10 protein-coding genes, 1 other RNA gene and 1 pseudogene are annotated in these 13,802 nt (G+C 34.5%); 8 read left to right on the forward strand and 4 right to left on the reverse strand.

Annotated elements, in window-relative coordinates; all coding sequences use genetic code 11:
- Window positions 1-152 precede the first annotated feature (152 nt).
- Both OZD66_RS04695 and OZD66_RS04700 read left to right on the forward strand, forming a co-directional pair.
- Complete coding sequence (locus tag OZD66_RS04695) at window positions 153-773, forward strand: superoxide dismutase (RefSeq protein WP_010082437.1); 621 nt, start codon at window positions 153-155, stop codon at window positions 771-773.
- Window positions 770-2,041, forward strand: coding sequence for a M16 family metallopeptidase (locus OZD66_RS04700; RefSeq protein ID WP_182367975.1), 1,272 nt, complete (start codon window positions 770-772; stop codon window positions 2,039-2,041). The genes OZD66_RS04695 and OZD66_RS04700 overlap by 4 nt, the downstream gene beginning before the upstream one ends.
- A 51-nt stretch (window positions 2,042-2,092) precedes the next feature.
- Here the strand turns inward: OZD66_RS04700 and OZD66_RS04705 are convergent, their stop codons facing one another.
- The 3 genes from OZD66_RS04705 to nuoE form a co-directional block, all read right to left on the reverse strand.
- Window positions 2,093-4,006, reverse strand: coding sequence for a hypothetical protein (locus OZD66_RS04705; RefSeq protein WP_259348568.1), 1,914 nt, complete (start codon window positions 4,004-4,006; stop codon window positions 2,093-2,095).
- 912 nt (window positions 4,007-4,918) lie between these two features.
- Window positions 4,919-6,136, reverse strand: coding sequence for a tRNA guanosine(34) transglycosylase Tgt (gene tgt, locus OZD66_RS04710; RefSeq protein ID WP_182367978.1), 1,218 nt, complete (start codon window positions 6,134-6,136; stop codon window positions 4,919-4,921).
- Window positions 6,137-6,637 carry an NADH-quinone oxidoreductase subunit NuoE gene (gene nuoE / locus OZD66_RS04715; RefSeq protein ID WP_182367981.1) on the reverse strand — a complete coding sequence of 167 codons (501 nt, stop codon included), beginning with the start codon at window positions 6,635-6,637 and terminating at the stop codon, window positions 6,137-6,139. It lies immediately after the preceding gene.
- Window positions 6,638-6,861: 224 nt separating this feature from the next.
- On the opposite strand from nuoE, the gene OZD66_RS04720 reads away from it, so the two are divergent.
- Together OZD66_RS04720 and rnpB are read left to right on the forward strand one after the other, a co-directional pair.
- On the forward strand, window positions 6,862-8,988 hold the full coding sequence (locus tag OZD66_RS04720) for a hypothetical protein (protein ID WP_182367984.1): 2,127 nt from the start codon (window positions 6,862-6,864) through the stop codon (window positions 8,986-8,988).
- 158 nt (window positions 8,989-9,146) lie between these two features.
- An RNA gene (gene rnpB / locus OZD66_RS04725) (RNase P RNA component class A) lies at window positions 9,147-9,494 on the forward strand.
- Between the two features lie 52 nt (window positions 9,495-9,546).
- Here the strand turns inward: rnpB and OZD66_RS04730 are convergent.
- The gene (locus OZD66_RS04730) at window positions 9,547-10,317 is read right to left on the reverse strand and encodes a response regulator transcription factor (protein WP_182367987.1); all 771 of its coding nucleotides are present in this window, start codon (window positions 10,315-10,317) and stop codon (window positions 9,547-9,549) included.
- 325 nt (window positions 10,318-10,642) lie between these two features.
- Between OZD66_RS04730 and OZD66_RS04735 the strand changes: the two genes are divergently transcribed.
- From OZD66_RS04735 to OZD66_RS04750, 4 genes and pseudogenes are all read left to right on the forward strand, one after another.
- Complete coding sequence (locus tag OZD66_RS04735; protein WP_182367989.1) at window positions 10,643-11,626, forward strand: NAD(P)H-dependent glycerol-3-phosphate dehydrogenase; 984 nt, start codon at window positions 10,643-10,645, stop codon at window positions 11,624-11,626.
- Between the two features lie 19 nt (window positions 11,627-11,645).
- A complete protein-coding gene (locus tag OZD66_RS04740) occupies window positions 11,646-12,128 on the forward strand; it encodes a phosphatidylglycerophosphatase A family protein (protein WP_182367992.1) in 483 nt (160 codons plus the stop codon).
- Window positions 12,118-12,897, forward strand: a complete 780-nt coding sequence (locus tag OZD66_RS04745) for a GNAT family N-acetyltransferase (RefSeq protein WP_182367995.1) — start codon at window positions 12,118-12,120, stop codon at window positions 12,895-12,897. Before OZD66_RS04740 ends, OZD66_RS04745 begins: the two co-directional genes overlap by 11 nt.
- 42 nt (window positions 12,898-12,939) lie before the next feature.
- Window positions 12,940-13,716, forward strand: a pseudogene (locus OZD66_RS04750) (hypothetical protein); the annotation flags it as partial.
- Window positions 13,717-13,802 lie beyond the last annotated feature (86 nt).

Genomic DNA, 13,802 nt, shown 5'->3' on the forward strand with positions numbered 1-13,802 from the left:
CATAACTATATGCTGCTGGCATTCAACCTCCTTATCATCATCTATCCTTATCCTATCACATCCGGACTTTTATGGAAAGAGCTATAATTATATGTTGCATAAAAGCATATATTGCCCTACCATCCAAATAGGTCAAAAATAAAGAGGTTGGCATGAGTTTTACTTTACCTGAATTACCATATGATAAAACAGCTTTGGAGCCTTACATATCTGCAAAAACTTTGGATTTTCATTATGATAAGCACCATAAAGGATATTTAAATAAACTCAATGAGCTAGTTGAAAATACGGATTATCAACATGTAAAAATTGAGGAATTAATAACAAAAGTGCATGGTAATAGCGGCAACTTGCCTATATTTAATAACGCAGCACAAGTTTGGAATCACACTTTTTATTGGAATTCAATGAAAAAAAATGGTGGTGGTAAGCCTAAAGATGGTAGTCTTCTAGCAAAAAAAATTCAAGACGATATCGGTGGCTTTGATAAATTTTATGAAGAATTTTCGAGTCATGGAGTAAGCCAATTTGGCAGTGGATGGGTATGGTTAGTGCTCGAAAAAGGTAGGTTAGGAAAGCTCAAAATCACCAAAACTCCAAATGCAGATTTGCCAATAATTTATGGCCAAGTGCCACTACTCACTATGGATGTGTGGGAGCACGCCTATTATTTAGATTGTCAAAACCGTAGAATTGACTACATAAAAGTTTTCCTTGATCATTTGATTAATTGGGATTTTGCAGAAGAGAACTTAGAAGAATATATGAGATGAATATACCCCGGGTAACAAAATTAGATAATGGTCTGCGCATAATAACTGAGCAGGTGCGTGATATTGATTCCGTAGCTTTAAGCATACGAGTTGGTGTTGGCAGTAGAGCAGAAAGTGCAAAGCAAAATGGAATATCGCATTTTTTAGAACACATGGCTTTCAAAGGGACGAAGACAAGAACTGCCTTTGAAATTGCAAAAGCTTTTGATGACATAGGTGGAGTTTTCAACGCTAGCACCGGTAGGGAAAGCACCACCTATTATGCAAAAGTCCTCAAGAAAGACATAAAAACTGGTATTGATATATTAATAGATATATTGATGAATTCCACGTTTCCAGAAGATGAATTGGAACGTGAGAAGGGTGTTGTAATACAAGAGATTTTTCAAACTAATGATTCACCAAGTGACATTATTTTCGACAAATATTTTGAGGCAGCTTATAAAGACCAACCATTTGGTAGGTCAGTCTTAGGCACGCAAAATACTGTAAAATCTTTTACTCGAGGAGATCTAGATAATTACATAAATGAGCATTACTTTGGTGAGAATATGCTATTTGCCGTTGCAGGAAATGTTGAACATGAAGAAGTTGTTGCATTAACCAAAGATTTTCTCTCAAAGATTCATTCTAAAAAGCTGAAAAAAAGCCAAAATGCGAGCTGTACTGGTGGTGAGTATTTAGAACATCGTAAATTAGATCAGGTACACTTGCTAATTGGTCTACCTAGTGTTTCTCGCCATGACGATAAATATCACACGTTTCAAGTGCTTGATTCTATATTAGGGAGCGGAATGTCATCACGTTTATTCCAGGAAGTAAGGGAAAAGCAGGGATTAGCTTACTCTGTTTATTCATTTAATTCCAGCTATACTAATACAGGAATGTTTTCCATTTTTGCTGGTACAGACAGTAGTAACTTAGATAAACTTTTAAAATCTATAACAACAGAGTTGAAGAAGTTGTCTACAGATGATTTGAAGGAAGAAGAAGTAAATAGAGTGAAAGAGCGAGTAAAATCCCAAATTTTGATGTCACGTGAAAGTGTTAGCTCACGTGCTGAAACATTGGGACACTACTACGGTAACTATAATAGGTACATCAGTAAAAATGAATTAATAGAAAAAATTAGTGCAGTTACCACCGCTAACGTAAAAAAAGCAGCAAAAGAATTGTTATCTCAGCATGAAAAAACCACTCTAGCTGCAATTGGAGAAATTAAATCATTGCCAAGTTACGATAAAGTGGTTTCTATGCTTAAAGCTTAGCGCATTAGTTTTAATTCTTCTGTCAGTTAACTCTTGTTTTTTACACATAAATCACTTATTTCTTCCAATCCCTTCTATATTTCTGCTTTGTATAACCCTTTCCGTATAATTTTTAGTAGGTACTGGTGGTACAAGTGGTTTTTTGCTTACAGGGTTTGAGTCTATACCTTTCTTTTGCCGATGATAGTTCCGTGGTTCTTGAACGGTCTGAAATATAGACTCTCCATCATTATAGTTTCCTCTCACAGAGTTTGAGTTTATGTCTTTCTTTTGCGGAGGATAATTCGATGCCTCTTCACGAGTCTGGAATATAGGCTCTCCATCATTATAGTTTGAGTTTATATTTTCCTTTTGCGAACCAGCGTTCAATAATTTCGATATCTCTCGCCCTAGCTGATCACCTTTATAATTATTGTTAAGATCTTTGATTTTCTCTTTTTTCTCGATTATTTGAGCTAAGGACTCGACAATAATATCTTTGTTTATTCTTGAAGCATCTATTGGCTTACTTCCTTTGACAGTAATTTCACTACTTCCTTGCTTACTACTTACATTGTAGCCCTGCCCTTCAATTTTTGTTGCCACTTCTCTTCTAAATAAATTGCAAATAGCATCTATTACTTTTTGAGCACAATCTTTAAAAAAAGCTTTGATTGCTTTAAATTCCTGTGCTAAGGAGATGGTTTCAGTATGTGTGTATTTTTTACCTAGTGGTGGCTCTTCAGCATTCTGGTGTATAGGTTCTATTTGCTGAGGGTCAAGCATCATTGCATGACGTTTTGAGCGTGTTGGGTTTGCTTGTGTTTCGGATGACGACATGTCCTTAATATCTTGTGTTTTATTCTCACTATCAGCAACCATACCATCACTTGATTTCCTTTTTTGAGGAAGTGATGATAATAACTCTTCAGTGTTCTGATATATGGGCTCTTTTTTCCTAAGATTTTCGTTTTTGTTATCATTAAGCGCCTTATCATGTAACTTTGTGAATTGACTAAAATTATCTTGCATTATCTGCTGAACGTCTATTGGTTTACTTCCTTCAACAGTAATCCCACTTTCTCTTTCCTCACTACTCACACTATAGCCTTGCTTTTTGATTGCTTCCATTACTTGTTTTTTAAAAGCATCTTGAACATTATGTATCGCTTTTTTTGATCTAACACCATCTTCATTCAGAAGAAGCCTAATTCCTTTCATTTCTTCTTTTAAGGAGATGGTGCTTTTATTAGCTGTAGCATATAGTGATTCTTCTTCCCTTAAATTTTCATAAATTGGTTCTTGTACCAAGTTAGCATTGACAAACTCCTGTACTCTTTCTAGATAACCAACATTTTTGTCCTCTTTAGGTACTTGAACGCCTTCAAATTTAATATTGTTTATATCTTCAACACTCAGCCCATTTTCTTTAAGCCATCCCTTTCTTTTGCTCATTGATTCAACGAACTCATTAATTCTTTTTATGTTACCCACACTATCATCAACCAACATAACAGTTTTTGGTAACCGACCATTGTGATTGTTCTTATAATTCACAATTGCCTCACAGATGTGCAAATTCTTTCCGACTTGACTTTGTTGTTCTCTAACATCTAACTCTTGCAACTGACTATCATAATCTCCTGGAAACCCACCAAATACAGAAATACTACCTGTTTGTTTTTCAGATAAACCTAAATAATATTCCGCTACTTTTTTTACAGCATTTGGATATCCTGTATATGATGCAATATTAACTTCTATTCCACCTGAAAGTGCAGATTGTAATGTAGATTTCAATCTCTCTTCATTTTTTACTCCACCTGTACTCCCTAGAAAATTTCTTATATCGTTATCAGTCACTGCATTCTCTTCAGTAGGATTAAAATCACTTTTTCTTAACCTAGAAAAAGCATTGTGCATGTGCCCATTAGTAATAGTATGATCAAAGTCAAATATTAATAGAACATTATTTTTTATCTTCATATCTTTATCTCTCACTTTTACAAATTCAAGACAAAGGCTAACATTAATAGATTAATTATTTATTATAGCACTTCTGAAGGAAAAATAATAAAAGGAAGAGTTAACAGAATAGACTTCTTGCATAACCCAAACTAAGTAGAAAAAAGGTATAGCTATACCGCCGCGGTATCTCTAGATCCCGCTAACAAGCAGCGGGATGACACCCTACTTAACCGTCATACCGCGATTCATTCGCGGTATCTCATCCGCTAACAAGAGATCCCGCTAACACGTAGCGGGATGACAGCAGTCCTACGTCGTGCCACCGCGAACCGTCATACCGCGATTCATTCGCGGTATCTCATCCGCTAACAAGAGATCCCGCTAACACGTAGCGGGATGACGGTTGTCGTTTAGCTATAAATGTTTAAGAAATTTACCAAATAAAAAAAAAGGCAAAAGAAGCCCCGTGGTTGGCTAATTACTTACATTATACTTTCAAGTATGGCGTTTTTTTATTCTAAACGTTTAATAACCGCGACTTAGCTGCTTTTAAATGCAACCAACCTAAATTATAAACGTTAAGAAATTTACTAAACAGAAAAAAAGGCAAAAGAAACCCTAGGGTAGCTAGTTATTCACTATCCATTTTTTAAGTTGGCGTTTTTTTATGTTTTAAACGCTTTATAAGCGCGTTTCAGCTTATGTAGGTAGAAATTTTATAAGACATAAGGTGCACATAGTGCAAAAAATTAAACATGACACGCCAGATACGTGAGTTTTTTTGTCATTTAATCTGTACAGAGAAGATAAATAAATAGCTTCAGTGCCATGATAAGGGGGCTGGCGTAGTTTGTCAAGGAAGTTTTTTCGTTTCTATTCCCAATAAAAGTTCGTTATATGGTTATGCAAGAAGTCTAATGAAGAAAAGACTTAAAGAGAGGCCAAATCAAAGTGCAATGGCATTTCACTAATCCAATTATTTTTCTCCTGATCTAGCCTATCATCTAATATTGCCTGCCTTATTGATGCCATTAACTTATTCATGAAAAAAATGTTGTGAATGGTAACGAGCGTGTAAGCCAGGAGCTCTTTAGCTTTCAGTAAATGGTGTATATAAGCTCTTGAATGTTTTCTGCAGGTAAAACATAAACAGTCGCTTTCAATTGGGTTGTTGTCCAGCTCAAATTGTTGATTCCGCAAATTAATATGCTCTTTGCACTTTGAAGAAATAGAATTTCTATTTTTTGCTTTAATAAGCGCACCACCATGCCTTGCTAAGCGGGTTGGATGCACACAATCAAACGTGTCAATCCCAAGACTAACTCCGCGAAAGATGTCCACAATCCCACCAATACCAAGCAAATGAGTAGGCTTGTCTTTTTTCAGGTGGTCCATAGTGAAAGAAACTACATTGTACATCTGCTCTTTACTTTGACCAAGTGATCCACCTATTGCTTGACCGAAAAATGGCAAATCGTTAATAAAATTACAACTTTCTCTACGTAAATCTTGATATACTCCGCCTTGACTAATTCCATACAGTGCCTGCTTGCCATTATTGTTTTTTTCAAATTCATTTAAAGAACGTTCAGCCCATTTGTGGCTCATGAGCATTGATTTTGCTGTGTATTCTTTGCTTATGTGAAATGGAGTACATTCATCTAAGACTAAGATTAAATCTGCACCTAGTTTTTGTTGAATTTGTATAGAATTTTCAGGAGTCAAGCAATAAGTTTTACCATTAATGTAAGAACGAAAAATTGCCCCATCCTCATTAATTTTGATCAGAGTTTTTTGTTTTTTTCTTATTCCTTTTATCTCTTCCGAAACTGATCCGTGCCCTAAGCTAAATATCTGATATCCACCTGAGTCAGTTAGCATTGGCCCATTCCATCCCATCATCTTGTGCAAACCACCAAGTTTTGCAACAGTATTCTCTCCTGGTTGAAGCATTAGGTGATAGGTGTTGGAAAGTATTATCTGAGTACCTGCTTCACTAATTCTCTCGATATCTGCAGCTTTAATTGCAGCTTTTGTTGCACAGAATATAAAAGCTGGTGTTTCTACGCTTCCATTTGGAGTTTTAATTGTTCCAACTTTTGCAGAACCTGATTGCTTGATTATCTTAAATGCAAATTCTTCTTTCATCTATTTGCCTGAAAGTTCTGTTATGATGTTTTCTACTTTCTCAGGAGTAAGATTTTCATAGAAGTCATTATTGATCTGCACAACGGGAGCATTAACACATGCACCTAGGCATTCAACTTCTTTTAAAGTGAACAAATTATCTTTAGTAGTCTCACCGATATTGATTCCAAGTTTTTTTTTAAAGGTATTTAAAACTTCTTCACTATTGCACAACCAGCAAGGAGTTGTTCTACAAATTTGTATTAGATATTTGCCTACTGGTTTTAAATTATACAGGGTGTAAAAATTTGCCACTTCATATACACGAATATGTGGAATATGCAGCATATCAGCAACATAACGCATAGCAGATTCAGAAACCCATCCGCATTGCTCTTGAACCAGGTATAGTAAAGGCATGACAGCGCTTCCTTCTTTACCTTTGGGATACATCTCTATAAACTTTTCTGCTTTCTTGAGGTTTTCTGATATAAAACTAAACTGCTTTTCTTTTTCTGTCATTCGTGAGACTCGTGTAAATTTCAACAGATTATATCTGAAGGGCTAATAATTGCAATTGTTGGTTTTTTGAGAAATAGCATAAAGCTTCTTAGTCCTCTTCAAGCTTATATTTACCTTTTAGTATAAAATATTATATTAATTTTTTAATTTTAGTTAAAATTTTCATTGACATTAACACACAGGAGTAATCATAATAGCATTTTATTAATATTTTAAATAAAATTGTGTCTATATTAAGAAGATTGCTCGGGATCAACTCAAATACACCGGAAATTAAAGAAGCGATAGGTTTTAATCCAACAAACGTAGAATTAATTGAGGGGAATGGAGTTGCTTACGGACTCAGCTATCAAGATAATGGTAATGGGAGCAGTAAAGTAAAATTACTTATTAGTCCATTATATCAATCAAAAACATACGAATGTGGTACAAATATCAGCTTAGCAAATGAATTCAAAGATCAATTATCTCTCACATTAATAGAAGATTCAGCTGAAATAGATAAAGTTGGAGTTATCTTTCCTGAAGAAGGAATTAGCGAAGAAGGAGAAAAATGCGTTAAAGGCTTATCTTTTAACACTTACGGAATTAAACAATCAGTTAATACTCCTTCAGTTGAACATTTAGATAAAAGAAAATTACAAAAGAATATTGATAATAATAGTCTTGCAAATGTGGGCAATAGTTACTTTCAACCAAGAGCAGTGAAAGTTGGTAATGGTGACGTAATTGTAATCGCCCATAACTTAAAGGATCAAACTTTAGTTTCTTGGTACTTAAAGTCAAGCGAGAGCGGAAAATTTAAGGTATTGACTGGAGAAAAAGGTGTTACAGAAAGAAAATTGTTCAATTTTGATAATCAGGGGCAATTGGCATTAAATGGAAACACGATGCTTTATTCGCAAGTGAGCAAAAGGATTACTAAGGAAAATCAAGAGGTGAGAAAAACACGTATTTTTAAATTTGATATGGCTAAAGTGATTCAGGGTCTGAAGGATGGAGTTAATGGCTTTTTACTTGGTAATCGAAAAGGTCAAATAGATAATAAAGCACTATCTCTTTCTAGAGAACATGAAATAAGCTTTTTGCAGTATGTTGAACAAACGGAAGGAAATGATCTAGTTGCTTTTCTTGAAAATGACCAATCAGCTAATGAGCAGAGGTTACATATAGCAACTCTACTTAAAAATGGATCAGTGTCAGATTTTCCTATCTATCAATTTACAGATCCTATAGAGCAATTATATATTAAAGGCAACGGTCAGGGTGGTTTTATCGTAACTGCGGTAAGTGGAGAAAATATTGTAACTTTTAATCAAAACGGCTCTGGAAAATCTTCTGAAGCAACAATAATACCGGCAAATAGCATCAAAACTCTCAGCGATTTTGTTAATATCATTAACGGTCGATTAACGCCAGATATTATTTCTAGTAGTACCGTGGCTCCTATAACTGTTGCAGAAACGGTTGTGACTTCTAAGAAGACGCCGACTGCTGCAATTACTAGCACAGCAGAAACCGACGCTGTGAAGACTACTAAATTGACAACGGAAGCCGTTGCACCTACTTCTACAATGAATAAACCTTCAACAGAGTCAACGACTCAAACAAGTACAGTAACAGTGGAGCCAACAACAGCAACAAAAACAACTGCTACTTCACAAGCAACCACGATTACTGCAACGTCAACTAATGTGCCTTCGGAAACTGAAATAAGTACTGTAAAACCTACAGCAGCGACTGGTGCGTCGACTTCTACGATGAGTAAACCTTCAACAGAATCAACGACTCAAACAAGTACAGTAACAGTGAAGCCAACAACAGAAGCCGTTGCACCTACTTTTACAACGAATAAACCTTCAACAGAGTCAACGACTCAAACAAGCACAGTAACAGTGGAGCCAACTGCGCCAACAACAAGCTCAGAGAAAACTACACAAACAGCATTTAGTATACCAAGTACTAGAACAAAAGAGTCAACAACTCCTATATTCACCACGACTTTACTTCCTCAGTCTACTTCTTCACCACAACCTACTCAACTTGCTATAGGGTCTAATAAGGCAGGAATGATAGGGGGATCTTTGGTTGAAGCAATAGGTATTGTTGGAATTATAGGATTCATAGCATATAGATATGTTAAGGGTCGTAATGCTGCTCCTGTATTAGAACTAACTGATTTGGGTTATAGAAGGCGATCATCTTCAAGTAGCGATGAAGAAATTTTTACCACTGGTAACAGAATGCGAACTATATATCAATCTGAAACAGTGCTAAATAGTATATCAGTAGAAAGTAGTAGTCGATCAAGAAGTAGCTCATCGTCTTCAAGCGGTGGACCAGGCTCTTGACTAACTGAAGCGGAGTCTAAAAGTGAAAAAAGCTTATCTTGGGATAGTGATGATGTGCCGGAATATCACCTTTAGCTATTTGTCTGAATGTTTTTAATATGCAGACTGTTAGGAAATAGTCTTTTGCTTTTGTGATTTTCATGTTAAAATATAATTCCTGGGTGAAATAAGTAGCTGCTGTTGTGTGATAAACATAGCAGAGGAAAGTCCGGGCTCCAAGGAAAAATAGTGACGGGTAACGCCCGCCGGAGGTAACTCCAGTTATAGGGCTACAGAAAATTACCGCCTAAAATATTCTTAGGTAAGGGTGAAAAGGTGTGGTAAGAGCACACCATGGCAATGGCAACATTGGTAGTCGAGTAACCAACACTAGGAGCAAGATTAAATAGAAGTAGATTTTATGTTTTCCTCATATCTACTCGGGTAAATCGCATGCGGTAAATGGTAACATTTACTCCAGATAAATAGCTACATAAACAGAACTCGGCTTATATTTCACCTAGGCGTTCACATGATACGTGCGATATAAGCCATGCTATATTTAAATGTATAGGCATTTCATGCGTTGTCCTTCACTTGTTCTGCTTGATAGCCATCACTACTTTCGCCTACATTAACATTAGAATATTCTTCATCATCAATATACTCTTTCAGAACATACCCTCTGCCCCAAACGGTTTCTATGTGGCTTTTTCCATCATTTGCACTTTCAAGTTTCTTACGTAATTTGCACATAAAAACATCAACTATCTTGTTATCTGAAGGTTCATCCAAGCCATTGTAAAGATGATTTAAGAACATTTCTTTTGTTAGTACTGTTCCTTTACGCAGTGCTAGCAATTCTATCATAGAATACTCTTTATTAGTAAGGTGAACCGTTTTACCTTTCACCTCAACAACCCTGTGATCAAAATTGATATTTATATTACCAATCTTTATCACCGATTCAGGATGGCCTTTAGTACGACGCACTATGGCCTTAATTCGAGCTAATAACTCGCTTTTATGAAATGGCTTGGTTAAGTAATCATCGGCACCATACCCGAGTCCTTTAGCTTTGTGATTGACAGCGGATATGCATGAAAGTATTAAGACAGGAACTTTGATTTTTGCACTTCTTAGTCTTAACAATATATCATATCCGTCAATATCACCAGGTAAGTGTATATCTAAAATAACTAGGTCATAGTAATCTCCGTTTGAGGAAACCATATTATTGTTATAATCTTGTGCAGAAGTAACAACGTCACAGAAGTGTCCATCAAAAGTTAAGGCGTTAACCACAGTCTTTGCACTTACTTGATCATCTTCAATTAATAATATACGCATATTTTACACCCCATAAATAATTTATAATTTTAGTAATATATATAACTAAGGAAAGTAATAAATCAAATTTTTATTAACAAATGATCAAAATTACACTTATTAATTAATAGTAAATATATTGTTCCAAAGTTATATAAATAGATCTAAAATATAATAGACATACCATGATAGTAATAATATTTTTAGTAAATATTGAATTAAAGTTACTATTATTAAAAGAATACTTCGGTTAATAAATATTTAACTATTCTATATGTCTGTGTTATATTTTTAATTTACTTATCCTACTATTTTAAAGTATAAGTAATATTTTCAGGAATATTGTGTGGCAATATCAATTTTAGGTGCTGGTGCATGGGGTACAGCAATCGCAATTTCATTAGGTAGTAAGAAAGATGTGATTTTGTGGACTCACAATGAAACTGCATTTGAATCAATCAACGGGAAAAGAGAAAGTGACAAGCTACCCGGTTGTCGAATTTCTGATAATGTGTCAGTAAAATTGGCTATTGAAGACACAATTAATGCTTCAGTAACAATCCTCGCTGTTCCCACTCAGTCTCTGAGGAAGGTATGTCAGCAATTGCATAATTGTAATCTGAAAAAAGATGTAGCAATAATTTTAGCTTGTAAGGGAATAGAAAAGTCTACATTAAAATTACCTAGTGAAATAGTAAATGAAATTTTACCTAACAATCCTATTGCTATTTTTTCAGGTCCTAGCTTTGCTGTAGAAGTTGCAAGAAAATTACCCTATTCAATGGTTCTTGCATGCCAAAATAACACATTAGGTTCAAAGCTAGTATCAGAGCTGCAACAAGAAAATGTTAAATTGGAGTTTAGTAACGACATTATAGGAGTACAGATTTGTGCAGCGTTAAAGAACGTTTTTGCTATAGCGTGTGGGATTGTTCTAGGTAGTAAACTTGGGTTTAATGCTCATGCAGCATTGATTACGAAAAGTATGAGCGAAATTAAGGCTTTATACTCAGCAAAAATTGGTGACGGTAGTGTGGATATAAATACACTACTTGGGCCAGCATGTCTGGGTGACCTAATTATGACATGCACATCCTTGAATTCAAGAAACTTATCTTTTGGGTTTAAAATAGGTAATAGTGACAATGGCTCTAATGTTCAGCAGATTTTGTCAGAAGGCAAGTCAGTGATTGAAGGTTTTAGCACTGCTGAGTCCATATTTAATTTAGCAGGAAAGCTAAAGATAAAAATGCCTATATGTGAAGCGGTCTATAGATTATTGTATGAAAGCGCCTCTATAGAGGATACTATTTCTGTTCTTATAAGTTAATTTTGTATTTGGATATATTGTGAAATTTTTATATAAATTAATATCAACGTGGTGGCTGTCTGGAACAGTAAAAAAAATGCCAGGTACTGTGGGTAGTTTGGCTTCTTTTCCGCTTGTTCCTGTAATCCTGAGCAACAAAATTTTAGGTGCAGCAATTATTTCTTTTTTATTCTTAATTGGATTATGGTCTACAGGTAATTATATAAAACATTACAAGACTTCATGTGATCCAAAAGAGGTAGTAATTGACGAAGTGGTTGCTCAATTGCTGACGATACTTTTAGTTTCGATATTGTTAAGCCAAAAGATGAATTGTTCTTCATTGTTGTTGTGCTTTTTTTCTTTTAGGTTTTTTGATATAATAAAAACGTGGCCTATAAATTTAATCGATAAAAATACCAAAGGTCCTTTAGGTATTATGCTAGATGACGTTGTAGCTGCAATTTTAGCCTGTGTTCTTATAGGAGCCTTTTATTGTTTATTGTTGGTGTATGCAGGATAAAAAAATTTATTATTCAAGCTTAATTGTTCAAAATCTAAAGGATTATATACTGTACACAGCGAATTTATCTGAGTGGGAAGTACACGATGAATTTGATAACATCATATTTACAATAAATGGTACCAGGGAGTCATTATTTAATTTTGTGTTCTGTGGAGATCAATGTACCGAGCTTTCTATACAAAAAACTCTAGATTATCTCAGAACAAGAGATATAGAAGCAACATGGGTAATAAATTCACATATGAAAATAAGAGATATTTTAGAAAAGTATGAAATAAAACACGTTAGCACACCAAAAAAAGCTTTACTTAATATGAAAAATTACTTTTTACCTGCTGATGTTATTCCAAACTTGAGGTTAAATGCTGTGAATGGTAGCAACCTCTTAGAACAGTTAGATCTACACACTTCTAAAATTTTTTATCATGGCGTTGGAATTGTCAGCACATTTTTTCGCGGATTATCAAATTATGATGATAAGAACTCAAGATTAAGATTTTTTCTTGTAACACTAAATAATGAAATTGTTGGGACATGCGGTCTTTATGTTCAAGATAGCGTAGCTGGTTTTTATAGTGATGGAGTTTTACCAATTTACAGGAATCGTGGAATAGGTACCCAAATGGTTTTAGAAAGAATAAAGATAGCTAAACAGCTTGAATGCAAATATATAGTAGCACATTGTATGAAATCTTCTGTGAACCTTTATAAGAGATTGGGCTTTCAAATGTTAGGCAATCTTTACTTATATACCTCTTCAGCATAATTCTGAGCGGTTACAAATTTTTACATTTGTTTTAAAAGTGCTATGTTTTTTTTGTATGAAGTGGTTTTAATATTGATTCTAATATTATTCTTTCTCTCTTATTCTAAATTAAAAATTAGTAATAAGATTAAGAACTTACAGCATCAAAATGTTATCATAAATAATTTAATTGATACTGTGAATGATGGGTTTTATATTTGGGATGCAAAAAAACGTATAGAAAAGTTCTCTCCCAATTTACTAATTTTGCTTAATACTGTTTTTTACTCATTTAATGAGTTTGTGAATTTTTTTGAGCAATCAGAAAGCTTAATCAAAAATTTTGTTGAGGCAAAGGAAATAAATAAATCTTTTACTCTAGATTTAAAGTCGAAAGACAGTGAGGTTTATTGCATATGTTACGGTAGAAGCATAATAGATGATTCTACCAATGTGATAGGTGTGCTGTTATGGATAAGGAATGTCTCAGACTGTAAGATAAAGGCTAACGGACTTGAGTTAGAAAATAGTAAGCTTATACAAGAAGTGGAGAGCTATAAAAACGTTTTCAACTTTTTACCATTTCCAATACTAAGATATAACAAGAGTAGAAAGGTGGAATTTTATAACTTGTTTTATGATAAATATGTAGATGGTTCTAAGAAATTTGCTATTACCGGTAGCGCTCATAGCACAAAACCAGGAAGACATGTCATAACTTATAAGAACGAACCTAAGGTTTTCGATTTTGTTAAAATTCCAATACAAGGTTCTGGTAGCATAGTAATGTATGGGAAAGATGTTAGTGATGCAGAGAAATTATATACTGAATTAAACAGTTATAGCATTTCTCATAATAGTCCGAACAGGTCATAGGAAGGCAGAATCAACAGCACGACGAAAGGATTCGAATAGAGGAATGTTTT

Origin of the sequence: Wolbachia endosymbiont of Drosophila baimaii (assembly GCF_028982185.1) — a bacterium.
Lineage (GTDB): Bacteria > Pseudomonadota > Alphaproteobacteria > Rickettsiales > Anaplasmataceae > Wolbachia > Wolbachia pipientis.